Genomic DNA, 24558 nt, shown 5'->3' on the forward strand with positions numbered 1-24558 from the left:
TTAAGCACGCCGCCAGCGTTCACCCTGAGCCAGGATCAAACTCTCCATGAGATTGTTTCAAACATCCGAAGATGAGTTGAACAAATATTGATCCCAAGCAATCAAGTGCTTGGCTTTAAGTTGGTTTCTGCTTGCGCAGTCACCTTCGTGAGTCTGGAGCCACTCGGGGGAGGGCCGCTCACCACGTCCTGTCAGACGTTCCTGTCATCATCATTGTCAGAGTTGTCATGCATCGCGGCGAGGACTCGCTTTTCGCTTTTTTCGCCTGCGCCCTCTCTCAAGGGCGAGGAATAGATTACATCCCCACCCCAAAAGTGTCAACCCCTTTTCCAGCGCTCTCCCACTAAGCCAGCCAAATACCGGCCAGCACGTTATCCTGGCAGGCAGATGTTGGCTGTATCCTCTTTGTTCACTCGGATTTCCCGCGTCACCCCAGCGCGAACGGTCCTGCTCTTGCTCGGGGGGGCAGCCTTGCTGGCAGGAGGACTCGGCAGCCAAGCGCAGCAGATCAAAGCTGACTCTATTCAAGACGCTGTGGGGCAGGAACAGACCGTTGCCCTGCGGCGTGAGCCTGCGCCTTCAGAACAGAGTCAAGCTGTCCTGGGTGATCTACCGAAGCAGGTCAGCGTCACGCTCTTGGTGCAGGACCTGGTGACGGGTGAAGTGCGAGAAAGCCTGAATCCACACACACCTATGATTCCGGCGAGCACCACCAAGCTGGTCACCGCTGCCGCCGTACTGGGCGACCTCGGCGGCATGAAAGGCTGGTGGAGCACCGAGCTGACCGTGCCCGCAGCCGAATGGGGAAAAGCTCAGGTTTCAGCACTGACCCTGCGCGGCTCTGTTGATCCGACGCTCTCTATCACAGGCTCCAGCAATTCCTTGACCGAGCTGGCCACAGAAGCAGCGGCCAGCGGCATCCGTGAAGTGGGACAGGTGCAGCTTGCTGACGGAATTCTGGACCCAGTCAGCTGGCAAGATGCCGTCATTGAGACGCCAATGGCTGCCTTTATGCCGCAGGAATGGCTAGAAAGACGCCCGTCCAGCCCAGCAGCCTTTCGCACTGAGCTGCACACCGCCCTGATCCGTGCTCTGGAAGATGCAGGTATCCGCGTGACTGACCCGGCGCTGGCCGCCCCTATCGTTCCTAGCGCGGAGTCCCCGGCAGAAGGCGTGGCCAGCACCCAGAGTGCCGGTCCTGCTGATATGTTGGCGGCCACCTTACGTCCCAGCGACAACTTGCGCGCTGAGGAACTTTTGGCGTCGGTTGCAGCGCGGCCAGATGGCACGGGCACATTGCAGACTGCTGGACAGCGGGCAGCAAACATTTTGAGGGGCTGGGGGGTAGACACTTCGGGCATAGAGCTACACGACGGCAGCGGCCTGAGCCGCGACAACCGCCTGACTGCCCGCGCGCTGGTAGACCTGCTGGATGTGATGTACCGGACCGGCGGCACCCGGCAGCCTTACCCTGACCCGCTCGCCGTATTTGAGAAGAATGCCAATCCTTATGCCGAAGCGCTGGCACATGCTGGGGTAGGCGGCAGCAAGTATGGCCGGGGCGGCACCCTGAACGGGCGCTTGGTCGGTAGTGACCTGGACGTGCGGGCCAAGACCGGCACCCTGCCCGGCGTGAGCTCTCTGGCAGGTTACGTGGTCGGCCAAAGCGGACACCCGCTGGCTTTTGCCGTGCTGATGAATGGCCCAGAAACTGCGCCCATCCTGGAGCTGCGGGCCGTGCAGGACGACTGGGTCAGAGCTATTGCCGGGCAATACTGACCTCTCTACCCGCCCCTCCACGTGTCCCCCATCCGGACCTGCTCAGCGGCTGACAGAGCGCCTAAACTGGACCCATGACACAGGAATCCTATTTGCCTCACGACGCTACACACGACCTCAAGCGGGTCGTGGTGGCAACGGGCAACCCCGGCAAAGTGCGTGAAATCGCCGAAGCACTGGCAGGCCTTGGCTGGGAGCTGGAACCCCTCCCCAGTAACGTGAGCATGCCTGAGGAGACGGGCAGCACTTATGAAGAAAACGCCGCCCTGAAGGCTTGCACCATCGCGGCGCGGCTGGGTTTGCCCGCTTTGGCCGACGACTCTGGCCTGGAAGTGGACGCGCTCGGCGGACAACCCGGGGTGTATAGCGCCCGCTTCGGCAACTGCGCCAGCGATACCGAGCGCAACACCCATCTGCTAGAGAAGCTGCGCGGCCAGAAGAACCGCCGAGCTCATTTCCGCAGTGTAGTGATTTTGGCCTACCCCGACGGTGATATGGAGTGCTACGAGGGCAAAGTGAGCGGCACCCTGCTCGAAGGCCCACGCGGCAGCCAGGGCTTTGGGTACGATCCACTGTTCGTACCCGACGGCGAGGAACGCACCTTTGGTGAAATGAGCGTGGAAGAAAAGCGCCCCCTCAGCCACCGGGGCCTGGCCTTAAGGGAGCTGCTGGCAGCCCACAGCGAGTAAGCCGACGCGTCCAGGCATCAGCATTCCGCCGCGATGTTCAGCTCTCCTGAGGAGCTGCTGCACCGCCTTGAAGCTCTCCTTTGAGCCGCATCAGGATGGCTCCCATCCCGCGCATCCGCATGGGAGTAATTAGTTCGCTGAGGCCCATATCCATATAGAACTGATCCGGCACATTGAGGATGGTTTCGGGGCTTTCGCCGTCCAGCGCTTCTTTGAGAATACCCGCATACCCGCGCACCGTCGGCGCTTCGGGCGGAACCTTGAAGTGCATGTGAACAGCGTCGCCTTCGCGCTCAGTAATCAGAAAAAAGGGGCTGGTGCATTCGGGCACCGGCTTCATAAACTCGGGGTGGTCCAGATAGTGCTGCGGGGGCTCGGGCAATTTCTTGGCATAGTCCAGCAGGGCCTGAAGCCGCATGGCCTTCGGCATGGCCTTGAACATGGACACGATGCTTTGCAGCTTGGGCGGCATGGCACTCTGGGCGTCGGTCATGCTGCCAATCTAACGCAAGGGTGAAGACCAAAGAGGGGCAGCCATCCTCGGTTCTGGGCAGGCTGGCCGCTATGCTGAATGGCATGAGTGACTATGCCAAGGACGTACTGGTCAGCACCGAGTGGGTGGCCGAGCACCTGAACGACGAGAATGTGCGCCTGATTGAGGTGGATGAAGACATCCTGCTGTACGACATGGGCCACATTCCCGGTGCGGTGAAGCTGGACTGGCAGCGTGACCTGTGGCACGACACCGAGCGCGACTTCGTGACCGCCGACAAGGTGAGCGAGCTGCTGGGCCGCCTGGGCATCCGCGAGGACGACACAGTGGTGCTCTACGGTGACAAAAGCAACTGGTGGGCTGCCTACGCCTACTGGTTCCTGACCTACAGCGGCGTGCAGGGCCTCAAGTTGATGAACGGGGGCCGCCAGAAGTGGGCTGCCGAGGGCCGCGAACTGACTGAAGAAGTGCCCAGCCCCGTCCCTACCACCTACCCGGCCCTGACCCGTGACGAATCGCTGCGGGCCTACCGTGACGAAGTCAAAGCTCACCTCGAAGCTGTCCAGAGTGGTCAGGGGGCAATGGTGGACGTACGCAGCCCCGACGAATTCAGCGGCAAGGTGACCCACATGCCCAACTACCCGCAGGAAGGCGTGCTGCGCGGCGGTCACATTCCTGGGGCGAGGAACATTCCCTGGGCCAAGGCCACCAATGAAGACGGCACCTTCAAGAGTGCCGATGAGCTCCGGGCCCTATATGAGGGCGAGGGCGTGACCGCCGACAAAGACGTGATTGCCTATTGCCGCATTGCTGAGCGCTCCAGCCACAGCTGGTTCGTGCTGCGCGAGCTGCTGGGTTATCCCAAAGTCCGCAACTATGACGGCAGCTGGACCGAGTGGGGCAATGCCGTCGGTATGCCCATCGAAAAGACGTACCGCGAAGAGTGAATCGCAGGCAGTGAATGCTGGGGGATAGCAGATGAGTTCCAGCCATCCTTTATCTTCTGGCGTGTGAAAGACGTTTTGGAAACGCCCCGCCTCCGCCTGCTTCCGCTGTCACGGGAGATGCTGATGCAGACCCTGGGTGGCGGAGATTTCCAGGTACAGGACTTTACGTTCACTCAGGGCTGGGCCGGGGAGGCGGCCATTATTTTCCCCATCCACCTGCTGAACCTGGGCGAAGAAGACGCCGTGCAGGGTTCCTTCGCGGTGGTCGAGCGGGCCAGCGGTCAGTCCATTGGGCTGCTGGGCACCAAGCATGCGCCCGAGCTGGGCCGGGTGGAAATCGGCTACGGGCTGACCGAAGCCGGGCGCGGTCAGGGGTACGCCACCGAAGCCGTCGGGGCTTTGCTGGAACACTTGCGCGGTTGGCCCGACGTGCAGACGGTCCTGGCCGAAACTGTGCCGGACAACCAGCCCAGTATCCGGGTGCTGGAGAAGAACGGCTTCAGGCTGACAGGTCGCCGCCTAGACAGCTCAGACGGCGAGCTGATGTGTTGGGCATACCCGCTTTCCCAGTTGTCTTAATCTCAGTTAGGAGCCACAGCGCCGCATAGCCTTGACGAATCGTGCATACCGCGCTAGAGTAATGAACATAACCGCTCGGAACCTTCTAGCAAGGCGAGCGGGTTTTTTTATGGCTCCTGCTGGCAGTGTTACGGCTGTCTAACCGCGCCAGGCCATACTGGTGGGCGTGCGCCGCTCCCTGTCCTCCCTTGTTCCTCTGCTCCTCCTGCTGGCCGTCCTGGGCGGGCTGACCGCCTTTTTCTGGCCCCACATTCAGCGCAGCCGACAGTACCTGGAACTGGCAAGGATGCCGGCTCCGGTAGAGAACAGTCTGCCCAATCCCTTGCCCGGTGCCGTGCTGACCGACACCTGGGGCGGGGCCCGCTCCGGGGGACGCAAGCACGAAGGCATAGACATCTTTGCGAACCGAAATACGCCGATTCGGTCCACCGGCCCCGGCGTGGTCGTGAACGTGGGCGAGAACCGGCTGGGGGGCCGCACCGTGATGGTGCTGGGCCCCGCAGGGCAGCGGCACTACTACGCCCACCTGGAGCGCTACCCGGACCTGCAAGAAGGCGACTGGGTTGAGCAGGGGGACACCGTGGGCTATGTGGGAGACAGCGGCAACGCGGCGGGTACGCCACCACACCTGCACTACGGTATCTATACGGCGCAGGGAGCCATCAACCCCTATCCGCTACTCAAAAAACCTTAGCCGAAGCGGCCTTGCGCGCCCCAGCGTTATGCTCTGGGAATGACCACGCCGCAAAGTGAGCGCCTGTCTTCTCTTTCTCTGGGCACAGCCCCCAAGAACATCCTGTCTATTCAGTCGTGGGTGGCCTACGGGCATGTGGGCAACGCCGCCGCTGCCTTTCCTCTGCAGCGCCTGGGCTTTGAAGTCTGGGCCATTCAGACCGTGCAGTTTTCCAACCACACCGGGTATGGAGCATGGACCGGCAAAGTCTTTCCGCCGGAAGACATCGCAGAGCTGATTGACGGGATTGAGGCGCGCGGCGTGCTGCCGGAATGCAGCGGCGTGCTCAGCGGCTACATGGGTTCCGCCGGTACGGTGGAAGCGGTGGTCAGTGCCGTGAACCGCGTGCGGGCGGCCAATCCGCAGGCACTCTACTGCTGCGACCCGGTGATGGGTGACTTTGGGCGCGGGGTGTTTGTGAATCCAGAACTGCCAGAGCAAATTGCTGCCCAGGCCATCCCCGCCGCCGACATCGTGGTGCCCAACCACTTCGAGCTGGAGCTGCTGACGGGCCGCAAGGTCACCACGCTGGAAGATGCGCTGAGTGCCGCCGCAGAACTGCGCAGCCGACTGCGTGAAGGCGGGCCACGTACCGTGGTGGTCACCAGCCTAATCCGTGAAGACGCGCCCGAGGACAGCATCGAGACTCTGGCGATGTCGGACAGCGGCACCTGGATTTGCCGCACACCACTGCTGCCGCTGGACCCGCCCCGCAACGGCACGGGCGATGCCATTGGGGCGCTGTTTTATGGGCAGTACCTGCGCACGGGCAGTGTGGCCCAGGCCCTCAGCCTGAGCATGAGCGCTCTGTACGCACTGCTGGAACACACCCACCGCACCGGCACCCGTGAAATCGGGCTGATTGCCGTGCAAGACGAGTTGGTGCAGCCGAGCCGCATCTTCGAAGCGCAGCCAGTGGTGCTGGGCGGGCAATAACTGTGCAGGGTCACCCTGCGTAACAACCATTTCCGTAAGAGGTGACTGGCGCACAGATAAAGCTGCTTCTTTTCCAGTGGCGGCCAGGGCAGGGCACAGTGAGATATGAACAAATGGACGCTCACACTGGCCTGCCTGCTTACCTCGGCCTGCGCTGCCCCGGTCCAACAGTCGGGCCAGCAGACCGGAGCGGCGCAGGAGCAGACCGCAGGCGCTGCGGCTTCCGTGACCCAGACGGCTCCTGTTTCTCAGCGTGCAGTCAGTGAAACAGGCACCAACCAGCCCAGCGGCTTTGTCCCCACAGCGCCGCAGGGCTTCCAGGTCACGCTCTACGCCGAAAACTTCCAGAAACCGCGCCTGCTGGCGGTGGCGCCGGGCGGCGACGTGTTCGTGAGCGACCCGGACGCTGGCACGGTCTATGTGCTGCCTGACCGCAATGCTGATGGCGTGGCAGACAGCACCCTGACCTTTGCTAGTGGGCTGAATAAGCCACACGGCCTGGCCTTTTACGGTAACCATCTGTACATCGCCAACACGGACGGCGTGGTGCGCCTGCCTTACCAGCCGGGACAAACGCAGGCGCAGGGCGGGCCGGAGAAGATCATTGACCTGCCCCCAAACGGCGGCCACTGGACCCGCACGATCAAGTTCAGCCCAGAGGGCCAGCTGTTTGTGTCTACCGGCAGCACCTGCAACGTGTGCGAGGAGCAGGATGAACGCCGCGCCGCCGTGTGGGTGTATGACGCAGACGGCAAAGGTGGCCGCCCCTACGCCACTGGCCTGCGCAATGCCGTGGGCCTGGAGTGGCACAGCGGCGCACTGTGGGCCACCAACAATGGACGCGACCAACTTGGCGATGACCTGCCGCCCGAAGGCTTTTACCGCCTGACCGATGGAGGCTTTTATGGGTGGCCCTACTGCTACACGGTCAAGCCAGGGCAGCCGCAGGTCTGGGACCAGGATTTTGGGGGGAAGGACGCCTCAGTGTGCCAGAGCGCTACGCCCGCCTTTGCGCTGACCACCGCACACTCCGCGCCGCTGGGCATGGGCTTTTATACGGGTGCGGCTTTCCCAGCCGAGTACCGGGAGCTGATGTTTGCCGGGCTGCACGGCAGCTGGAACCGCAGCGAGAAAAGCGGCTACAAAGTCGTGACCGTGAACCCGCAAACCGGCGAGGTGGGGGACTTTCTGACCGGCTTTCTGAGTGGCGGAGCGGTGCAGGGCCGCCCGGTGGATGTGGCCGTAGCATCAGATGGCGCTCTATTGGTCACCGACGACGGTGCAGGCCGGGTGTGGCGGGTGGCCTGGGCAGACAGCGGTCAGTAGGTCCGCTCTGCTGCGGGCAAATGGCCTACACGGTTCAGCCAGTGAAGGGCGGCACCCGCAGGCCGCACCTCCAACAAGCTGAGCGAAGCGTTGCAAAGCCGGAAGGTCGGGTCTGTCAGGGACGGCTGAGGCAGACCTAGCAGCTCGGCCAACAGGAACTGAGCGAAGTCATGATGGGTCACCAGTACTGTGACGCCGTCACCGCCTTCATGAGCGGTGCTGCGAAGGAGGCCAGTCACCTGTGCTGCGCGGCGAGCGAAGACAGCTGGCTCCCAGGGTTCAGCTCCTCCGTCCCAGCCCTGCCCCTGCAACTCGGCAGGCCAGAGCAGCCCCGGACACTCGGCCCGCAAAGCCGCGTATTCCCGGCCCCCTACGGGCGCAAAGTGACCTGCTGGGCCTGTGGTCAGACCGCCGCACTCGTAGGCTAGCGTCATCCCCTGAACGGGCAACCCCAGTGCCGCAGCCACCGGAGCAGCTGTTTGCACGGCACGTAGGGTCAGGCTGGAACAGAGCCGCGTCACCGGCTCACCAGCGAAGCCCCTAGCAAGCGCGGCGGCCACGCCCTGCGCTTGCCGCTGTCCCAGTGCAGTCAGCGGCGGGTCCGGATGACGCTGGCGGGCATAGTTGGCCGTTCCCTCCAGAGGGTTGTTGGCCGACTGGCCGTGCCGGAGCAAGAGCAGCTTCACGGGTGCAGGATAGGGGCACGAGCTCTAGACTGGAGCCATGTCCACCGTAGAACTCAGCCGCAGCGGTCAGGCCGCCACCCTGACCCTCACTGCCAAGAAGGGCTCTATGCCCCCTGCTTTCTGGACCGAACTGCCGCAGGCGCTGGCCGAATTGGGCAGCGCACGCGTGCTGGTGATCCGGGGTCAGGACATCTTCAGCGCCGGGCTGGATGTGCAGGCCACGCTGCCGGCCATCCAGCAGAGCGGCGACTTCTGGGGGGCCGTGCAGCCGATGCAGGACGCTCTGAATGCTGTCGCCGCGCTGGATATTCCGGTCATTGCTGCGGTTCACGGCCACTGCATCGGCGCGGGGCTGGAGCTGATTGCAGCGTGTGATCTGCGGCTGTGCAGCGCAGATGCCCAGTTCAGCCTGCCAGAAGTGCGGCTGGGTCTGGTGGCCGACCTGGGCGGCTTGCAGCGCCTGCCAGACATCATTGGGCGGGGCCGCACGGCGCATCTGGCCCTCACCGGCGCACCGATTGACGCCCGCACGGCTGAGCGCTGGGGCCTGGTCACCGGCGTGCTGGAAACTCCCGCCACGCTGTTCGCCAGTGTGGAAGCCCTAGCTGGACAGCTGGCCGAATTGGAGCCGCACGCCCTGAAGGGCACCAAGCAGGTGCTGCGGGACGCGCTGCAGCTGGAAGAGGGCTTGCGGCAAGCGGGCGAGTGGAACGCGGCAGCCCTGGCCGCTCAGGCGAGGCCGCGCTGAATAAGGCTCTACACTCAGGGGTATGACACAGCCAGGTACGCCCGAGTCCACTTTTCGCTCCGACTTGCTGGCCGGCAAGCACGCCCTGATTACGGGCGGCACGTCCGGCATCGGCCTGGGCGTGGCACAAAGCTTCGCCGCGCACGGTGCCCGCGTCACCCTGCTGGGCCGCAACCCCGAAAAAGCCGAGGCCGCTGCCCAGACCGTGCGGGACATGGGCGGCGAGGCGCAGGCTGTGACCGCCGACGTGCGTGATATGGCAGCGCTCGAAGCAGCGGTGACGCAGGCCGTGCAGGAATTCGGCCCGCTGGACATCCTGCTCTGCGGGGCAGCCGGCAACTTCCCGGCCCCGGTAGACAGCATCAGCGCCAACGGCTTTAAGAGTGTGGTGGACATTGACCTGCTGGGCACCTACAACTCGGTCAAGGCCGCTGCGCCTCACCTGAAGGCCCCCAGCGGCAACGTGCTGAGCATCAGCGCTTATGGCGTGCCTGTGCCGATGCAGGCGCATGTGGTGGCGGCCAAAGCGGGCGTGGACGCCCTGACCCAGACCCTGGCCGCCGAGTGGGGCCTGCGGGGCATTCGCGTGAACGCGATTATTCCCGGCCCGATTGACGGCACCGAGGGCCTGGCCCGGCTGGCCCCCAATGAGCGCACGCGGGCGCAGTTTCAGCGTCTGGTGCCGCTGGGCCGCTTCGGAGTGCCGCAGGACATCGCCAACGCCGCGCTGTGGCTGGTGAGCGACGCTGCCAGCTACGTGACCGGCGTGATTCTGCCAGTAGACGGCGGCCAGAACATGCTGGGCGGTGCCCCGCAGTACCTGATGTATCTGGACATGCAAAAAGGTTGATGGTCACTGGTTGATGGAGAGAAGGCAGCCCTCCTGGCTTTCGCGGCTGGCCTGGGCTTACCTGGCTACGGTCTTGCTGGTCTGGGGCCTGGGCGAGTGGGTGGGCGAGCGCACCGTGCCCACCCTGCTCCTGGCCTACGCGCCACCGGCGTTTTTGCTGGCGCTCTGGCCGCTGCTGACCGTGGCGACCTTATTCCAGCGAGCGGCGCGGCTGCCGGTGCTGCTGGCGGCCCTGGCGGGATTGGGATACGCCGGACTGACCCTGCATCTGCCACAGCCTCCGCAGACGGGCGACCTGACCCTCCTCACCTACAACATTGCGCGGGGCACGCAGGGCAGCGCCGAGGCTCTGGCGGCTCAAATCCGTGCGCAGGACGCCGACATCGTGACTTTGCAGGAAACCAACGGCTGGGACGCCGAATTCACGCCCGAACTGTTGCGTCAGCTGCCCGGCTATCAGGCGGCGCAGACCGGCGCGGGCGGTGAGCTGGTCACCCTCAGCCGACTGCCGATACTGGGCAGCCGCGAAGTGCTCTTACCGGAAACCACCCGCCGCTTTCTGGTCACGGCGGTGCAGACTCCTCAGGGAAAACTGAACGTGGTCAACGTGCATTTTTCTACTGTGCTGGTGAGCGGCGTACTCAAAGGGCAGGTAATTCCCACCCGCAACCGCCGGGGGGCGCAGCTGGATATCCTGCTGCGCGAGACGGCGCAGATGCCACAGGTGGTGGTGGCAGGCGACTTCAATACGCCGCCGCGTGGCCGGGTGTACCGCGCCCTGAGCGGCCAGTTCGTGAATGCCTGGGACGCGGCTGGGCAGGGCTTTGGGTACAGCTTTCCGGCGCAGGTGCCAGTGCTGCGCATAGACCATGTGTTCGCGCGCGGGCTCCAGCCTGTGCAGGCCGAGGTGCTGGACGCGGGTGGGAGTGACCACCGGGGCCTGCGCACCGTGCTGCGCCCCGACTGACGCCCAGCTAACGGGGCTCCAGCCAGAAGACCCCACCCAGCCCCAGACGCGGCTGCAGGTGCAGGGTAGGTTTGCCGACCAGCGGAGCCACCAACTGCCCTTCCAGACCTTGTGAAGTCTGGGCATACGCACTCAGCAGGCCGTAGTGCTGGGTGCGCCCACTGAACTCAAAGCCCACCGTGGGAATGCTGCGCGCCCAGTTGTGGGCCAGCCGGGGCTGTGTCTGCGGCTGATGACCCCAGTGCCCCCGCGCCTGCAGCGGCACACCTTCATGCTCCAGCACGCGGCCTAGGCCCAGCAACCAGGACCAGGGCTGCACCGCCCGCTGCCGACCCGAGAACGGCACCACCCAAGCGCCCAACTGTGGAGCCAGTGCGGCTGCCAGGGCGTCACGCTCCGGCAATTGCAGGCCCAGCTGCGTGCCCCACCAGCCCAGCAGCACAGCCGCCGTCTGTGGGCCACACCCCACATAACCGCCCTGCCACTGGCACTGTCCGGCGTCACTGGGCAGCGGTAGCGGAAATGGATGCCAAAACTGATTTGTTGATTCTGTATATGACATAATTCACCGTATGGAATACGTAGCTATGGAATCCGGGGCAGCGGCTGGCGTGATGGAGCGACTCCAGCGCGTTTTGGCCGATTCTATCGCTCAGCAGCTGGAAGGCTACGGGCACGGCCATGCCGAGGCGCAGCTGCTGGCTGCCGTGGCGCTGGAACGGCTCAACACCGCCCTGCAAGTCCGCGACGAACCCGGCACCGAATTTGCCCGCATGACCCCCAGCGACCTGGGCACCCTCTGGGAAGAGCTCCGCGCCGCCGGAGCAGGCCGCCTGCTGCTGGATATTCGCCCGGCCAGCGACCCAGCCGCCGCCGAACGCGGTGAAATTGCTGTGAACGTGGTCGAGGTGGAGCGCCGCAGCGAGTGGGGCGCAGGCGACTTTATCGAAGACTCGGCGTTCGAGCTGCACCTGCGCCGCGAAGAACTGCTGGCCCGCCTCAGCCAGACGAATTAGCAGGCGCAGGAACGCTGGAGAGACAGAAACCGAGCTGCAACTCTGGCGGCACCGGAGCGCACAGGCTGAGGCGCTCACCGGTCAGCGGATGCTGGAACTCCAGCCGCTCGGCGTGCAGCCAGTAGCCCAGGTCGCCGGGCAAAGCGTCTGGCCGCGCCCGTCCACCGGCCAGATACAGGGGATCACCCCACAGCGGCAGCCCCACCGACGCCAGATGAATGCGGATTTGGTGTGGCCTGCCAGTTTCTATATCTACGCTGAGCAGCGTGCTTTCGGGGCGGCGCTCCAGCACCCGCGCCCGGCTGCGTGACGGCTTGCCCTGGGGCGTGGCTGCGTAAATCTGCCCTAGCCGGGGGTGCTCGGTCAGTCCAATCGGAGCAGTGATGTCGTATTCGTCCTGCGCGGCCACGCCAGTCGAGAGCGCCCGGTAGCGCTTGGCAATGCGCCCCCCGCGCCAGTCGGCGGTGAGCCGTGAACCCGCCGCCCGCGTCAGACTGCACAGCACCAGTCCTGACGTGCCGCGCCCCAGCCGGTGCAAAGGCGTGGCAGTCGGCCAGCGCTCACGCAGCAGCGCCAGCAAGGTATGGTCCAGAAAGCCGCCCGCAGGCAAGGTGGGCAGCCCCGAAGGCTTGTGGACCGCCAGCAGGTGTGCGTCCTGGTACAGCAGGCCAAAGTGCAATGGCACCGCCTCCTCGGCCCAGGGTGGGCGGTGCCAGGTCAGCCGGTCACCAGGGCACAAAGACTCGTCGCCCACGGCCTGCACGCCATTGAGCTCCACCTCACCCGCCGCCAGCCGCGCCGCCCAGGTAGTACGGTCTGAGTGGGAATAAAAGCGGGCGTAGTAGTCCAGCACACTCAGGCCCACCGCCTGTGGGCGCACGCGCTCGCGGTAGCTGTAGCCGCTATTGAGGGTCACGTGCCGTAAAGTACCGCGCCGCCGCGACCATCATCTGCACGCCCGTGTCCAGCGCCGATTCGTCCAGCGTGAAGCGGGGATGGTGATGCGGCCACTCGCTGTTGGCCTGCGGCGATCCGCTGCCCACCGCGAAAAAGCAGCCCGGCGATTTTTGCAGGTAAGCGCTGAAATCCTCGCCTGCAGCCCACATACCCGCCTGAATCACCCGGTCTTCGCCCACCACGGCGCGGGCCACTTCGCTCAGCTCCGCCGCCACCCAGTCGGTGTTCACCACCGGGCGGTAAGCGTACAGGTACTCGAACTCGTACTCGGCCCCATGCGCGGCGCAGATGCCCGCAATCACACGTTCCAGCACCTGCGGCGCACGCTCGCGCATTTCGGGGCTGAACACGCGCACGGTAGCGGCCAGGCGCGCCGTATCGGGAATGATGTTGTCGGCAGTGCCCGCATGAAACTGCGTGACCGACACCACCAGCGGCTCGAACGGCGAAATGGCGCGGCTCACCACATGCTGCAAGTTGGTCACCACCTGCGCCCCAATAGCCACCGGGTCCACCGCCTGCTCAGGCATACCGCCGTGCCCGCCCCGGCCCCGAATGGTCAGCTGAAACGAGTCCGGCGAGGCCATGAACATGCCCGGACGCACGGCCACCACCCCCGCCGGATAGAAGCTGAGCAGGTGTAGCCCCAGACTTATATCCACCCCGTCCATCAGTGGCGTGCTAAACACCAGTTCTTCTGCGCCGCCGGGCGGGGTTTCCTCGGCGTGCTGGAAGATGAACCGCACCTCACCGCTCAGCTCGGCGCGGGCCTCGCTCAGCAGCTGCGCAGCCCCCATCAAGATGGCCGCGTGCCCGTCGTGGCCGCAGGCGTGCATGGCCCCGGCATTTTGCGAGCGGAACTCGAAGGTGTTTTCTTCTTCTATCGGCAGCGCATCTATGTCGGCACGCAGCAGCACGGTGCGCCCCGGTCCTGCCTCGCCCCGCAGCGCCGCCAGCACACTGGTGGGCGTGAGCTGGCTGACCTCCAGCCCCGGCATGCGCTCCAGCTCGGCGCGGATAAAGGCCGCCGTCTGGTGCTCCTGAAAGCTGATTTCGGGGTGCTGGTGCAGGTGCCGACGCCAGGCCCTCAGCTGTTGGCGCAGAGCGTCGGGCAGGGGTGAAGCGTGGGAGGTCATAGGGCCCAGGGTAGCGCTCCTGTGGCGGGCACGTCCCTCAAGCTGCCCTGAGCTTTTCCCCACTTGCGGACTCGCCGCTATGCGTCACAATACGGGGTATGGACAACTACATTCCCAGTGGCTACCAGCTGTCGCCCGAACTCAGCAGCGAGCGCGTCACCCAGTTTGACGCCGCTCCCGAACTCGGTTCTGCCACCGAACCCGGTAAGGCTTATCAGGCTGTGTTCGAGACGAGCAAAGGCCGCATCGTTATGGAGCTGTACCCCGACGAAGCGCCGATGACGGTCAACTCCTTTGCGTACCTGCTGCGCCACCACTACTACGACGGTATCAAGTTTCACCGCGTGATTGACGGCTTTATGGCCCAGACCGGCGACCCCACCGGCACCGGCATGGGCGGCCCCGGCTACCGCTTCGAGGACGAATTTGCAGGCAATCCCCACCGCCATAGCGGCAAGGGCGTGCTGAGCATGGCGAACGCCGGACCCGGCACCAACGGCTCTCAGTTCTTCATCACCTTTACCGACACCCCGCACCTGGACGGCCGCCACACCGTATTCGGCAAAGTGGTGGAGGGCCTGGACGTGCTGGACAAGCTCAAGCGCATTCAGCCCGGCATGCCCGGCGACGCCGACGTGATTGAGCGGGCGTACCTGGTCGAGAAGTAAGGCTAAGAAGTAAGTGTGAGCTAAGGACTTTCGGACTGAGCTAAAAATCCAAGGGTCCAAGCGTCTGAGGGTCTAAGAGAGACAGCGCAGTAGCTCTTAGACCCTTCGACCTTTTGACTCTTAGACCCCCGCTAGAGCATCTCCGGAGCCAGCAGCAATTCCCCCTCTACCCCAAAAGCCTCGGCGTAGCGCACGCGGGCCAGGGTGCCCCAGTAACCCAGGCGGGCCAGGCGGCGCTCCACCACCTCGGGGGTGACTGTCTCGCTGACCGCCTCGCCGCTGAACTGTGACTCGTGGGCGCGAATGGCGGCTTCCCAGCGCGGCAGGCTGACGGCGACGTCCACCAGCAGCGCGGGCTGAAGGTCGGCGTTGCCCTGAAACAGCAGCACGCGGCTGGGGCGTTGAGGTTCGCCGTCCAGTTCAGCCCGGCGCAGCCCCGCCAGATGAAGTGCCCGCTTGCCCAGCGCATACGCCCCGTAGTGGTCCGGGTGGCGGTCGGATGGGTGGGGCATCACCAGCACGCGGGGGCGCAGCAGGCGCAGGGCGGCAGCCAGCGCAGCAGCTTGGGCAGAGTCGTCGCGCAGGGCGCCATCGGGCAGCCCCAATGTGCCGCGCCAGCTCAGGCCCAGATGGGCAGCGGCAACGGCACATTCGGCCATGCGCCCCTCTGGCGTGCCCAGCGTGCCCATTTCACCGCGTGTCAGTTCCAGCACGCCGGTTCGCTGCCCAGCATCGCCCACCCGAATCAGCGTGCCGCCCGCGCCGATTTCGGCGTCATCGGGATGCGGGGCAAGCACCAGCCAGTCCAGCGGCTGCACCGCGCCATAAGTCGTGGTCAGGGAAAAAGTCATAGGCCGAGTGTATAGGGTTGACGAATACCGCATACCACGCTAAAGTAATGAACATAACCGCTCCAAGTGAGCGGGTTTTTTATTGCCCAGATGTATCGGCTACGGGCGGCGAGGGCAGCTCATCCTCCAGCCACCAGGGACGCGGCGCTGTAAGGTAAACAAAGGCCCCCAGACTCACACTGCCGTACAGGCACAGCACGCCGGTTATCACGACGCTTTGCGCCATATCCGGCTGAAAATCGCTAAGCTGAATACCGTTTCGTAGCGGCAGCGTGCGCCAGAGCAGCCCGGCCATGACCAGTGGCCCCAGGGGAGCCAACCAGCGGCCCCACCCGTGTCCGCCCCAGCGCCCGCGCCCCAGCAACAGCGCCGCCGTCAGGCCCAGCCCTGCCGCAACGGCCAACTTCACCGCCCAGGCGAACTGCCCCGCCACAACCTGAGCCGCAGCGACGGCAGAAGCAGAGTTGTGGGGTGCATCCAGAGCAATGGCGCTCTTTACCTGCGCCGACCAGTCCAGGGCCACCCCAGCGGGCAGGATCAGGGCCAAGAGCAGTACAAGCACCGCCGGCCAGCGCTTTCGCGGCCAGAACCGTTGCGCCAGCGCGCCCCAGGCCAGGCCCAGCAGGGCCGCCATCAGCAGCAGGGGCAGGAGAAGCAGACCCACAAAGAGCAGCGCGAGCATAGGTACAGCCTAGTCCTGAACACTGCCGCAGAGGTGACGCCCCAGCGGATTCCCCTGATTCACCTTGACGAATACTGTATACCGGGCTAGAGTAGAGAAATAACCGCTCCAAGTGAGCGGGTTTTTTATTGCTCTGCGCTGCTCAAGTCAGCCACCGTCCATCCCAGATACGCCAACGCCTCCAGCACTGCGTCCAGCTCGCGCTGGGCAGAGCGGCCAGGAGCCGCCGCCGGAGCGTAACGCCCGTAGGCATCGGCCAGCACACGGCGCAGCAGGGGGTGATGCTCCCGCAGCAGCTGAGGACCAAAGCGCAGAGCGGCGTCCAGCGGCAGGTCATCATAAGCGGGGTCGGGGCCAGCGGCACGGGTGAATGCCAGGACCGGGTAAGGCCAGTAGCCATCCACCAGCGTTTCGGCCTCCAGCCAGTAGCCCGCTTCCCGCGCCCAAGACCGCAGGGCCAGCGGTGAATCGTTGCACTGCACCACGGCGCGGCCCGGCAACTGCCCTCCCTGCCGCCCACGCTCCAGCACGCCCGCAATCGTGCCTGCCCCTAGCCCCGTCATGCTGACACTGTCCACCTCACCTGGCCCCAGCGGCGCGAGGCCGTCGCCCTGGCGCAGTTCTATTTGGCCTCCCAATCCGGCCCGCGCCACTTGCCGGTGGGCCAGCTCCAGTGGCGCGGCGTTGAGTTCTACGCCGATACAGCGCCGCACACGTCCCGTTTGCACCAGCCGGATGGGCAACCCTGCATGGTCGGTGCCAATATCGGCGTGGACCTCCGCACGAATCAGCGAGAGCACCATTTCCAGGCGGGCGTCCAACCGGGGCTGAAAGGTCATGGGTGTTCTGAGACGCCCTGCCTGGAGAGAATCACGCTGTAGCCACCAATTGCGGCCATCACCGCCGCCAGCGCCAGGCCATAGACCAAAATCTCGTCGCCGCCTTTCCACTCTAGCGCCACACTAAAAAAGTTGACTGCCAGCGCCACCACGACGATGCCCAGCAGCTTCTGCTTGAGGTCGTCAAAGCTACGAATATGGAGCCACGCAGGCACGTTGGCAACGCGTCCCACGAACAGGGCCTGCATCCCAAAGCTGATGATCAGCAGGGCCATGGCCACCAGCAGCAAGTCGGCCTGCTCAACAGCCGCAATCATCAGATGCTTGGCCGTTCCTTCTTCGCCCAGGTGCTCTAGAGCGTGCCGTATGGCGGTATAGGCCTGTGCAATGGCAGCCACGAACAGCGAAAGGCTGAACGCCGCCGAGCTCAGCACGCCCAATTCCACAATGAGGCGGGTAAAGCCGAAGAAGCGGCTGCCACCACGTGGAGAGGTGAGCTCAGGAGTCCCTGAGGAGGACGTAGGAGGACGGGCTTGCATCAGGTCATGATAACGGGGAGGTGCTCTGTAATGCTCTCACGCGTCCTCCGCTTCCCAGGGCCGCACCACGTCCCCCACCCTCACCACGCCGCCGCCAATCACCCGCGCGGTGATTCCGCCGTGGCCGCGCACCGCGTTGTAGCCGCCCGGTCCCAGATTCTCCTCCATCCGTGAGCAGGGGTGGCACTCGCCGGTGCCTTCCAGGAGCACACTGCCCACCCAGAAGCGCCGGTCTTTGAGCGCCAGCAGTGGCAGGCCCGAAACCAGCAGGTTACGCCGCAGCAGATCGGGACTGACGCTGGCCAGCCCGGCCAGCGCCGCAATCACAGGCAGATGCTCGGCCTGAATCAGCGTCACTTGGCGCTTGCCGCGCTCGGCCCGCACCGGCGAGGGCGCAGGCTCCGGCGCGCCGCCAGGCGTCTCCCCCACCAGCGCCCGCAGCCGGGGCGGGGCCAGCTTGCCGTGGTCGCCCACCACACCCACCAGCGGGTGAATCTCGGCCTCAGCCACACTGAGCACCGGCTGGCGGCGAGCCGTACGCAGGCCAATCCACTCCAGGCGGCCTGGGCGCGGCAGGTGGGCGCGGAGCTGCGACATGGTGAGCATCCGCCCAGCATAGCGGGCGTGCTAAATTGCGTGACATGACAGCGCCGAACCAGAGCTATTCTCCCCGCCGCTAGGGTGGGGCGCTCCTCGGCATTCCACCCTCAAAGCGGCGTGACTTCGGTTGCGCCGCTCCTTTTTTAGCCCCCTTAGCCCCGAAAGGAAGGACCCCTCCCATGACTGAACTTCGCCCCCATATGCCGGTAGACGAACAGCTCGCCATTCTCAAGCGCGGCGTGGCCGATCTGGTGTCAGAAGACGACCTGCGCCAGAAACTTCAGCGCAGCCTGGACACCGGCCAGCCGCTGCGCGTCAAGCTGGGGGCCGACCCCACCCGCCCGGATTTGCACCTCGGCCACGCCGTGATTCTCCGCAAAATGCGGCAATTTCAGGACCTCGGCCACAAAGTCATCATGCTGATTGGCGACTTCACGGCGACCATTGGCGACCCCACTGGCAAAAGCAAGACCCGCCCGCCGCTCACCATTGAAGAAGCCCGCGCCAATGCTCAAAGCTACCTGGAGCAGTGCCGCCTGATTCTGCGCTCGGAACCCGAAGTGCTAGAAATCCGCTCCAACGGCGAGTGGCTGGAGCAGCTCGGCTACAAGGACATCGTTGCCCTCACCGCCAAGTACACCGTGGCCCGCATTCTGGAGCGCGACGATTTCAGCAAGCGCCTCGCGGCTGGCACGCCCATTTCCATGCATGAGCTGCTGTACCCGCTCACCCAGGGCTACGACTCGGTGGCGCTGGAAGCGGACGTGGAGCTGGGCGGCACCGACCAGCTGTTCAACAATCTGGTGGGCCGCGCCCTCCAGCGTGACTACGGCCAGGAGCCGCAGGTGGTGATGACCCTGCCACTGCTGGTGGGCCTGGACGGCACCGAGAAAATGTCCAAGAGCCTGGACAACTACGTGGGCCTCAGCGACGAGCCGCACGCCATTTTTGCCGGGCTGATGAAGGTGCCGGACCCTTTGCTGGCGAACTACTTCACCCTGCTCACCGACTTGCCGCAGGAGCGCATCACGGAACTGCTGGCCGGGCATCCAGTCGAAGCCCACCGCCAGCTGGCCCGCGCCGTCCTGGCCTGGCTGACCCCCGATGCCGACCCGGACGCTGCTGAGGAGCGCTTCCGCAGCGTGGCGAAAGGCGGCGTGCCCGATGACCTCCCTGAAGTGACCGTAGAGGTAAGTGAGCTGAACGATGAAGGTCGGGTCAGCATGGCGCGGCTGATAGTGCTGGCCGGTCTGGAACCCAGCAACGGAGCCGCCCGCAAGCTGATGCAGAACCGGGGCCTCAAGGTGGCTGGCGAAGCTTACACCGATCCCCAGGGCTGGGTAGCCCAGGCTGAACTTCAAAGCCCAGAAGGCTTGATTCTTCAAAAAGGCAAAGATAAATTTAAACGCTTGAAAATGGTCTAAATTTGTCCATATCTCTGAAGCGAATTTTAAAGACTCAGGGTGATCAGAGTGACCCCAAATAAGAAAAGAGTTATCCACATAGGTAATGTGGATAACTCTGATTCTGTGGATAAGTTTTTGGCGAACGCTTAGTGCAGTTTTTCGACGCGTAGCATGTTGGTGGTGCCACGTACACCAAAGGGAACCCCAGCTGTAATCACAAATCGGTCTCCCGACTCCGCCAGCCCAGTGCGGCTCAGCACATCGGCAGCGATGCGGACCATGTCGTCCGAGTCCTGGGGGTCGTCGCTGAGGACCGGCACCACGCCCCACAGCAGCGTCTGCTGGTTGCGGACATGCTCATAAGGGGTCAGCGCCAGGATAGAGAGCGGCGGGCGGTACTTAGCAATCCGGCCCGACGACCCACCCGATGACGTAAAGGCGACGATGGCCGCTGCTTCCAGCCGTGCCCCGATAGAGCAGGCCGACATGGCAATCGCGTCCTGCGACTCGGCAATCGGGGCCGAAAGCTGCTGAAGCGCCTGATACTGTTCGCTCTGCTCCACCTCGCGGGCGATGCGGTCCATCATGGCGACTGCCTCAACTGGGTACTGCCCCACCGCCGACTCAGCACTCAGCATCACGGCGTCGGTGCCGTCATAGATGGCGTTCGCTACGTCACTGGCTTCGGCGCGGGTGGGCCGGGGCGCGTTGATCATGCTCTCCAGCATCTGGGTGGCCGTGATGACCGGCTTGCCTGCCTCACGGCACTGCCGAATCAGGTCTTTTTGGATGGTTGGCACCTGCTCAGGCCGCATTTCCACACCCAAGTCGCCGCGGGCCACCATCACCCCGTCCACTTCTCCCAGGATATCGGCGAAGCGCTCCACGGCCTGCGGCTTTTCAATCTTGGCCATCAGCTTGGCCCGGCTGCCCGCGCGCGTCAGGTAGTGCCGGGCCAGCAGCAGATCGTCACGCGAACGCACAAAGCTCAGCGCCACCCAGTCCACACCCAGCTCGGCCCCAAATTCCAAGTCCTGCACATCTTTTTCGCTCAGAGCTGGCACCGACAGGTCAGCCTCGGGCACGTTGATTCCCTTGTTGTTCTTCAGCGGCCCCCCAACCAGCACACGGGTCTGCACTTCACTGGCCGTCACATTCAGGACCTGCAAGACCAAGTTGCCGTCGTCGAGCAGCAGGGTCATCCCGGGGCTCACGTCCTGCGCCAGCTGCTTGTAAGTGGTGCCTACGCGCTCGCGGTTGCCGGGGGCATCGTCCATGGTGATGCTGAACAGGTCGCCCGGTTCCAGCAAGATGCCGGCTTCATCCTCAAAGCGGGCCACCCGAATCTTGGGCCCCTGCAAGTCCTGCAAGATACCCACGGCGCGGCCCTTCTCGGCGGCAATTTCCCGGATCAGCTCCACGGTCGCCCGGTGATCTTCCCGGTCTCCGTGGCTGAAATTAATGCGGGCCACGTTCATGCCAGCGTCAATCATGCGCCGCAGGGTCTGCGGGTTGCGGCTGGCTGGGCCCATCGTCGCCACAATCTTGGTGGCTCTTCCAAAAGCGTGTTTCATCGTCAACTCCTTACAAAAAATCTTCTCGGTTTATCGTCCTGCTGTGATTTGGTGTCCTCTGTGATTCGTGTGCTCTTTGCAGACACCCAGCTAGCCTAACAGCCCGGCTTCAGGGCAGTGTAAGCCGGCGAGTACTGACGCAGATGGCACAGGACCTCACAGTGTGGTGAAAAGGGCGCAGCTTAGCGGCTTGGGGAACACAGGCCAAAGGGCACCTGCCCAGCGTGCCTCAATACACGCTGAACAAGTGTCCCGGAAGACTAAAAAAGGGGTTCCCGTATTCCTGCGGGTTAGCCCTTCTGGTTAAATGCCTGGTTGCCCAGGTACACAGCGCGGTCTCCCAGTTCGTGCTCAATCCGAAGCAGTTGGTTGTACTTGGCAATGCGGTCCGAGCGGCTGGCCGAGCCGGTCTTGATCTGACCGGCGTTGGTTGCCACAGCCAGGTCTGCGATAAACGCATCTTCCGACTCACCCGAGCGGTGGCTGATCACGGTGGTGTAGCGGTTGCGCTTGGCCAACTCAATGGCGTCCATGCTCTCGGTCAGCGAGCCAATCTGGTTCACTTTCACCAGAATCGAGTTGGCGACACCCCGGTCAATACCTTGCTGCAACCGCTCAGGGTTGGTCACGAACAGGTCATCGCCCACCAGCTGCACCCGGCTGCCGATACGCTGGGTGAGCTGTTCCCAGCCTTCCCAGTCGTCTTCAGCCAGCGCGTCTTCGATGCTGACAATGGGATAACGGCTGATCCAGTCTTCCCAGAAGTCGATCATGTCAGCGGTGCTCAGGGTCTTGCCTTCGCTTTCCAGGTGATACTGGCCGTCCTTGAAGATTTCGGTGACGGCCGGGTCTAGCGCAATCTTGATGTCTTTTCCTGGCTCATAACCGGCCTTCTCGATGGCTTCCAGCAGCACTTCCAGCGCTTCTTCGTTGGACTTCAGGTCAGGAGCGAAGCCGCCTTCATCACCCACATTGGTGTTGTAACCACGGGCCGACAGCACCTTTTTGAGCGAGTGAAATGTCTCGGCACCGTAGCGCAGCGCTTCACGGAAGTTGGGAGCGCCGACAGGCATCACCATGAATTCCTGAAAATCCACACTGTTGTCAGCGTGGGCACCACCGTTGATCACGTTCATCATCGGTACTGGCAGAGTTTTGGCATTCGAGCCACCCAGGTAGCGGTACAGCGGTACGCCCAGGGCGTCAGCAGCGGCGCGGGCTGTCGCCAAGCTCACGGCGAGAATGGCGTTGCCACCCATCTTGCTCTTATTGGGGGTGCCGTCCAGCGCCAGCATGGCCGCGTCAATCTCAGCTTGCTGGTCAGCGTCCAGGCCAGTCACCGCCGGGCCCAGCGCCTCATTGACGTTCTTGACGGAATTCTGCACCCCTTTGCCCAAGTAGCGCTCACCGCCGTCACGCAGCTCCAGCGCTTCATGCGAGCCCGTGCTGGCTCCACTGGGCACGATGGCGCGGCCCTTGGCCCCGCAGCTCAGGTGCACTTCGGCTTCAACGGTGGGATTGCCGCGCGAGTCCAGCACTTCACGTCCAATAACTTTTTCGATGTTCATGGGTTTGAGCTCCTTGGGATGAAAAGGGGGAATGGACCGGTAGAAGAGGATTCAGGTTTGGCGGAACTGTATTCACTTTAGATTCACTCTAGAAACTGCACTCACTATAGGGCGCCCTGGCGGAGTAGGCCCGGATACAGCGCTTCAGCTTTCAACTGCCTTCAGCTTGAGTCCTGCAATAGCCCTTGCTGGCTTCACAAGGCCCCTGGCAGGCCAGGCAGGGCTCAAGCACGGGTCAGACCCGCAGAGCTACCAGCACGGCCATATAGCCGCCCCCAGAGGCAGGACGGAAGATGGCCGGCTTGGTGGACTCGGCAAACAGTATCTCCGCTTCCCCCTCAATGGGCCCCAGCGCGTCCTGCACATATTTGGCGTTGAAAGCCAAGCTGATGGCAGGCTCAGTACCGCTCTGTTCCACGCTCAGCGTGTCGTGCGCGCGGCCATAGTCGCCTTCGGCGTTCAGCTGCAGCTGCCCCTCAGTGACCAGAAACTCCACACGGTTATTGGCGTTCTTGTCGGCCAGGACGGCCACACGGCCCACCGACTCCTTCAGGGCAGCTGAAGGCAGCTTCACCTGCAGTTTGGTTTCGGAAGGAATCACGCGCTCATAGTCTGGGAATTCGCCGTCCAGCAGCTTCAGGTTCATCTTCACTCGGTCCGTCGTCACGCTCAGTTGGCCTTCGCCATAGCTCAGTTTCGCCTCGCCGTCACGCAGCATTCGGACCAACTCATCCACACTGCGGGCGGGCATGATGAGCTCCCGCACTTCGCCTTCCAAAGCAAAGTCGTGCAGCGCCACGCGGTAGCCGTCAGAGGCGACTACGCGGGCTCCATTCTCGCGCTTTTCCAATTTCACGCCACGGAACACCGCCTGAAAGGCTTCGCTGCTGGCGGCGTACCGCACACTGTTCAGGGCGCGGGCCAAGTCAGCTGCGTCAACAGTGGCGTCAACCTGACTCGGGAAGTTCAGCTCTGGAAAAGCGCTAACGTCTCCGGTCTGGATCTTGAAATCCGATCCGCCCGAGCGCACCGACAGCTCATCGCCATTCAGTTCGAGCTCAACCAATTCGCCGCCCAAGGTCCGCACAATTTGCGACAGCAGATGCGCAGGCACCACGAATGCTTGTGGGTCTTGGACTTCTGCAGGGGCGAAGCTGGCCAGATCCACTTCCAGATTGGTGCCGCTCAAGTGCAGACCCTGCTCAGCAGCATCGATTTTGAGCGAAGTCAACAGCGGATTGGAGCTGCGGCTGGGAACCACCCTCTCGAGCAGACCTAGACCTTCACTCAGGACCTTCTTGGTTACGGTGGCTTTCATTGCTTTCAGTTTACCGGAGTGTTCCCGCTTAGGGCGGTCTTCCACCACCACTTCTCCCTATAGGCTTTCTTCCAGTCTGGCTTGACCTATCAGGCTTTGCCCACCCTCTCTATCTCTGTTGTTCTTTAAAGTAAAAATACTAGTAGTAATAGTAGTAGGGCCTGTGGAAACTGTGGAAAAGCGGCCTCGGCAGTGTCTACAACGGCATATGGCCTGTGGACAAAAATGTGGATAAGTGCCACTAGCCTGTGGATAACCTGTGGATAACTTCCCCGGTTATCCACAGGCCAAAAGATGCTCAAGTTATCCACAGATTTATCCACAGGAATTTCTGGGTTATCCACAGGGTTATCCACAGGGTTATCCACAGGAAGGGAAAGTTTTCACATTACTTTGGAACGGCTTTTGGAATCTTTTGGCTGAAGAGGGTGCAGGGCCAGGCGTGCCGCTTGCTTCAAGATCATCTCTTCTGAGCGATGCGGTACGACCAGCGTGAAGCCCCGGAACACCGTCAGAAGCAATAGTCCAGTCCCTGGCAGGTCGCAAGATGCTTGCCTTCTGTGAAGGAGGATTCCAGGAGCCCAGCGCATTTTTCTTTAAACTGGGATGTGATCCCTATCCAGCATCTGAGACGGCACCACAAAGAATTCGCGAGCCCATAGACTGAAAGC

At 63.5% G+C, this 24558-nt stretch carries 27 protein-coding genes; 14 read left to right on the forward strand and 13 right to left on the reverse strand.

The genetic code is table 11. From position 1 onward, the window contains the following. The first annotated feature begins 387 nt into the window (after positions 1 to 387). Entirely contained in the window at positions 388 to 1779 is a 1392-nt protein-coding gene (locus IE158_RS01745; protein WP_189641958.1) for a D-alanyl-D-alanine carboxypeptidase/D-alanyl-D-alanine-endopeptidase, read from the forward strand. Positions 1780 to 1853: 74 nt separating this feature from the next. Beyond that, complete coding sequence (gene rdgB / locus IE158_RS01750) at positions 1854 to 2468, forward strand: RdgB/HAM1 family non-canonical purine NTP pyrophosphatase (protein WP_189641959.1); 615 nt, start codon at positions 1854 to 1856, stop codon at positions 2466 to 2468. A gap of 37 nt (positions 2469 to 2505) precedes the next feature. Here the strand turns inward: rdgB and IE158_RS01755 are convergent, their stop codons facing one another. After that, positions 2506 to 2961, reverse strand: a complete 456-nt coding sequence (locus tag IE158_RS01755; protein ID WP_189641960.1) for a SufE family protein — start codon at positions 2959 to 2961, stop codon at positions 2506 to 2508. A gap of 83 nt (positions 2962 to 3044) precedes the next feature. On the opposite strand from IE158_RS01755, the gene IE158_RS01760 reads away from it, so the two are divergent. From IE158_RS01760 to IE158_RS01780, 5 genes are all read left to right on the forward strand, one after another. Next, positions 3045 to 3908 (forward strand): sulfurtransferase, encoded by an 864-nt coding sequence (locus tag IE158_RS01760; protein WP_189641961.1) that lies wholly within the window; start codon positions 3045 to 3047, stop codon positions 3906 to 3908. Between the two features lie 63 nt (positions 3909 to 3971). Beyond that, complete coding sequence (locus IE158_RS01765; RefSeq protein WP_189641962.1) at positions 3972 to 4487, forward strand: GNAT family N-acetyltransferase; 516 nt, start codon at positions 3972 to 3974, stop codon at positions 4485 to 4487. Between the two features lie 157 nt (positions 4488 to 4644). After that, a complete protein-coding gene (locus tag IE158_RS01770; protein ID WP_229838846.1) occupies positions 4645 to 5181 on the forward strand; it encodes a M23 family metallopeptidase in 537 nt (178 codons plus the stop codon). Between the two features lie 39 nt (positions 5182 to 5220). After that, a complete protein-coding gene (gene pdxY, locus IE158_RS01775) occupies positions 5221 to 6156 on the forward strand; it encodes a pyridoxal kinase PdxY (RefSeq protein ID WP_189641963.1) in 936 nt (311 codons plus the stop codon). Positions 6157 to 6261: 105 nt separating this feature from the next. Continuing rightward, a complete protein-coding gene (locus IE158_RS01780; protein WP_229838835.1) occupies positions 6262 to 7482 on the forward strand; it encodes a PQQ-dependent sugar dehydrogenase in 1221 nt (406 codons plus the stop codon). On the opposite strand, the gene IE158_RS01785 is transcribed toward IE158_RS01780, so the two are convergent. Next, positions 7476 to 8168 (reverse strand): histidine phosphatase family protein, encoded by a 693-nt coding sequence (locus IE158_RS01785; RefSeq protein ID WP_189641964.1) that lies wholly within the window; start codon positions 8166 to 8168, stop codon positions 7476 to 7478. The genes IE158_RS01780 and IE158_RS01785 overlap by 7 nt on opposite strands. 37 nt (positions 8169 to 8205) lie before the next feature. Here IE158_RS01785 and IE158_RS01790 point away from each other — a divergent pair, with 37 nt between their 5' ends. Genes IE158_RS01790 through IE158_RS01800 form a run of 3 tightly spaced genes read left to right on the forward strand, consistent with a single transcriptional unit; the run spans position 8206 to position 10733 of the window. Next, positions 8206 to 8916: an enoyl-CoA hydratase-related protein gene (locus IE158_RS01790; protein WP_189641965.1), complete on the forward strand. Its 711-nt coding sequence runs from the start codon at positions 8206 to 8208 to the stop codon at positions 8914 to 8916. 22 nt (positions 8917 to 8938) lie between these two features. Next, a complete protein-coding gene (locus tag IE158_RS01795; RefSeq protein ID WP_189641966.1) occupies positions 8939 to 9766 on the forward strand; it encodes an SDR family oxidoreductase in 828 nt (275 codons plus the stop codon). Between the two features lie 13 nt (positions 9767 to 9779). Continuing rightward, positions 9780 to 10733 (forward strand): endonuclease/exonuclease/phosphatase family protein, encoded by a 954-nt coding sequence (locus IE158_RS01800; protein ID WP_189641967.1) that lies wholly within the window; start codon positions 9780 to 9782, stop codon positions 10731 to 10733. A 7-nt stretch (positions 10734 to 10740) separates the two neighbouring features. Here the strand turns inward: IE158_RS01800 and IE158_RS01805 are convergent, their stop codons facing one another. Then, positions 10741 to 11295 carry a hypothetical protein gene (locus IE158_RS01805; RefSeq protein ID WP_189641968.1) on the reverse strand — a complete coding sequence of 185 codons (555 nt, stop codon included), beginning with the start codon at positions 11293 to 11295 and terminating at the stop codon, positions 10741 to 10743. A 10-nt stretch (positions 11296 to 11305) separates the two neighbouring features. Here IE158_RS01805 and IE158_RS01810 point away from each other — a divergent pair, with 10 nt between their 5' ends. Beyond that, positions 11306 to 11749, forward strand: a complete 444-nt coding sequence (locus IE158_RS01810; RefSeq protein ID WP_189641969.1) for a hypothetical protein — start codon at positions 11306 to 11308, stop codon at positions 11747 to 11749. On the opposite strand, the gene IE158_RS01815 is transcribed toward IE158_RS01810, so the two are convergent. Both IE158_RS01815 and IE158_RS01820 read right to left on the reverse strand, forming a co-directional pair. Then, positions 11733 to 12665, reverse strand: a complete 933-nt coding sequence (locus IE158_RS01815; RefSeq protein WP_189641970.1) for an RluA family pseudouridine synthase — start codon at positions 12663 to 12665, stop codon at positions 11733 to 11735. The two genes, IE158_RS01810 and IE158_RS01815, sit on opposite strands and share 17 nt — an antisense overlap. Beyond that, complete coding sequence (locus tag IE158_RS01820) at positions 12652 to 13842, reverse strand: amidohydrolase (protein WP_189641971.1); 1191 nt, start codon at positions 13840 to 13842, stop codon at positions 12652 to 12654. Before IE158_RS01820 ends, IE158_RS01815 begins: the two co-directional genes overlap by 14 nt. A gap of 98 nt (positions 13843 to 13940) precedes the next feature. Between IE158_RS01820 and IE158_RS01825 the strand changes: the two genes are divergently transcribed. Continuing rightward, positions 13941 to 14510 carry a peptidylprolyl isomerase gene (locus IE158_RS01825; RefSeq protein ID WP_189641972.1) on the forward strand — a complete coding sequence of 190 codons (570 nt, stop codon included), beginning with the start codon at positions 13941 to 13943 and terminating at the stop codon, positions 14508 to 14510. A gap of 131 nt (positions 14511 to 14641) precedes the next feature. Here the strand turns inward: IE158_RS01825 and IE158_RS01830 are convergent, their stop codons facing one another. From IE158_RS01830 to IE158_RS01850, 5 genes are all read right to left on the reverse strand, one after another. Next, entirely contained in the window at positions 14642 to 15361 is a 720-nt protein-coding gene (locus IE158_RS01830; protein ID WP_189641973.1) for a PIG-L family deacetylase, read from the reverse strand. Positions 15362 to 15440: 79 nt separating this feature from the next. After that, positions 15441 to 16043, reverse strand: a complete 603-nt coding sequence (locus IE158_RS01835) for a hypothetical protein (protein WP_189641974.1) — start codon at positions 16041 to 16043, stop codon at positions 15441 to 15443. Positions 16044 to 16168: 125 nt separating this feature from the next. Further along, entirely contained in the window at positions 16169 to 16882 is a 714-nt protein-coding gene (locus IE158_RS01840; RefSeq protein ID WP_189641975.1) for a tRNA (adenine(22)-N(1))-methyltransferase TrmK, read from the reverse strand. After that, complete coding sequence (locus IE158_RS01845) at positions 16879 to 17421, reverse strand: YqhA family protein (RefSeq protein ID WP_189641976.1); 543 nt, start codon at positions 17419 to 17421, stop codon at positions 16879 to 16881. Before IE158_RS01845 ends, IE158_RS01840 begins: the two co-directional genes overlap by 4 nt. 36 nt (positions 17422 to 17457) lie before the next feature. Then, positions 17458 to 18027: an MOSC domain-containing protein gene (locus IE158_RS01850; RefSeq protein ID WP_189641977.1), complete on the reverse strand. Its 570-nt coding sequence runs from the start codon at positions 18025 to 18027 to the stop codon at positions 17458 to 17460. Between the two features lie 173 nt (positions 18028 to 18200). Here IE158_RS01850 and tyrS point away from each other — a divergent pair, with 173 nt between their 5' ends. After that, entirely contained in the window at positions 18201 to 19445 is a 1245-nt protein-coding gene (gene tyrS / locus IE158_RS01855; RefSeq protein ID WP_189641978.1) for a tyrosine--tRNA ligase, read from the forward strand. A 128-nt stretch (positions 19446 to 19573) separates the two neighbouring features. Here the strand turns inward: tyrS and pyk are convergent, their stop codons facing one another. The 3 genes from pyk to dnaN form a co-directional block, all read right to left on the reverse strand. Beyond that, positions 19574 to 21001, reverse strand: coding sequence for a pyruvate kinase (pyk, locus tag IE158_RS01860; protein WP_189641979.1), 1428 nt, complete (start codon positions 20999 to 21001; stop codon positions 19574 to 19576). A gap of 290 nt (positions 21002 to 21291) precedes the next feature. After that, entirely contained in the window at positions 21292 to 22569 is a 1278-nt protein-coding gene (gene eno / locus IE158_RS01865; protein ID WP_189641980.1) for a phosphopyruvate hydratase, read from the reverse strand. A 235-nt stretch (positions 22570 to 22804) separates the two neighbouring features. Further along, on the reverse strand, positions 22805 to 23887 hold the full coding sequence (gene dnaN / locus IE158_RS01870) for a DNA polymerase III subunit beta (protein ID WP_189641981.1): 1083 nt from the start codon (positions 23885 to 23887) through the stop codon (positions 22805 to 22807). A 259-nt stretch (positions 23888 to 24146) separates the two neighbouring features. Here dnaN and IE158_RS01875 point away from each other — a divergent pair, with 259 nt between their 5' ends. Then, positions 24147 to 24383: a hypothetical protein gene (locus tag IE158_RS01875; RefSeq protein ID WP_189641982.1), complete on the forward strand. Its 237-nt coding sequence runs from the start codon at positions 24147 to 24149 to the stop codon at positions 24381 to 24383. Positions 24384 to 24558: the final 175 nt, after the last annotated feature.

Origin of the sequence: Deinococcus piscis, from assembly GCF_014653275.1 — a bacterium.
Lineage (GTDB): Bacteria > Deinococcota > Deinococci > Deinococcales > Deinococcaceae > Deinococcus > Deinococcus piscis.